This window comes from Acinetobacter sp. 102, assembly GCF_037028485.1.
Taxonomy (GTDB): domain Bacteria; phylum Pseudomonadota; class Gammaproteobacteria; order Pseudomonadales; family Moraxellaceae; genus Acinetobacter; species Acinetobacter higginsii.
The window spans coordinates 1-1,169 of sequence record NZ_JAZEZK010000056.1; the positions used below are offsets into that span (position 1 = coordinate 1).

General features: G+C 38.3%; 2 protein-coding genes. Both read right to left on the bottom strand.

The window, feature by feature from the left end; translation table 11 throughout:
* A partial coding sequence (locus tag WA352_RS21680; protein WP_336143905.1) for an SMODS domain-containing nucleotidyltransferase occupies window positions 1-666 on the bottom strand: 666 nt, incomplete at its 3' end.
* A gap of 114 nt (window positions 667-780) precedes the next feature.
* Window positions 781-960: a hypothetical protein gene (locus tag WA352_RS21685; RefSeq protein WP_005314759.1), complete on the bottom strand. Its 180-nt coding sequence runs from the start codon at window positions 958-960 to the stop codon at window positions 781-783.
* Window positions 961-1,169: the final 209 nt, after the last annotated feature.

Consider the following 1,169-nt stretch of genomic DNA (forward strand, 5'->3'; position numbering starts at 1 on the left):
CCTGATCGTTTCTAAAAGATAAACAAACAACTTTTCATAGTTGGATTCGTAGTAATTCATATGCTTGGCAACCAGGCATTCTAAAATGAATCCTTTTGGTCTTTTTAAATCAGACAAGTTCTCACGACGCCACCATTTAAATAGCTTCACAAGAGGCTTAAATCGACCATTTGCATTTTTATTCACCTCAACAGTCCACTCGGTATGGGCTGGAGGGTTGGTAACTAGCCATTCTTCAAGATGAATGTCTGGAATCAGATAGCCGCCATATCCATCTGAAATGATAGGGACAACATCCATATCAACTTTTTTCAACTTAACATTTACTGAACGACGGTTAACGGTAAGATCGGTATATCCAATATCCTTTAATGCCGTATGTACTGCATCAAGGACAATTTGAGGATTATCATTAATTGTGTGATTTGTAAGGGCAATAATATCTACATCTGGCCTTTGTGTGATTCCGCCTATGGTAGTCGGACGTACTGCCGTATTTCTTTTATAAGAACCTGATAAGAATGTATGCACATGTACTTTGCTGAATTCATTATGCACTTTTAAAGCATCACGAAGCGTATTATGTGCGCTTGAACAATCATTAACCGTTGTTGTAGATGGTTCAATATCGGAAAGTAGGTCAAGAAACTGCTGTTGAGTTGTCATAATTCTCTCTGAGCCCATGTACTAAAATGGGGCATAAAATTAAGTGCGATCAGAAAAATTAAGTAACCTACGGCTGTGAACTTTGTTGCATAGCAGTAGGTTATTTAACCTTGTTTACGATATTGAGTTTGAGTTATCAGGACCATCCGATTTTTTATTACGGATAGCATCCTTTTCTTCTTTCAATGGCCGAGTTCTGGGAAATTTAAAATATCCAGTTGGATGGACAATAATTTTTCCAGATTTATGGCGATAAGATTTACAAAACACGAAGTCTTGATTTTCGGTAAGCATTGTTAGCCCTCCTATTTTGGCGGCTCGTTTTTCAGGGCGCATACCAAAATAAGCGAGTAAATCTTGAGATTTACGGGCCTAAATGTTAGAATGGGGTTCTGACAGCCAGATCTAACATGAGGTATGCGTAGGGCTTAGAGCCATATGCCTTTCCTGTGTGAAAATCTATCAAGCCGACTCTACCCAATAGAGTCGGCTTTTTAATTTAT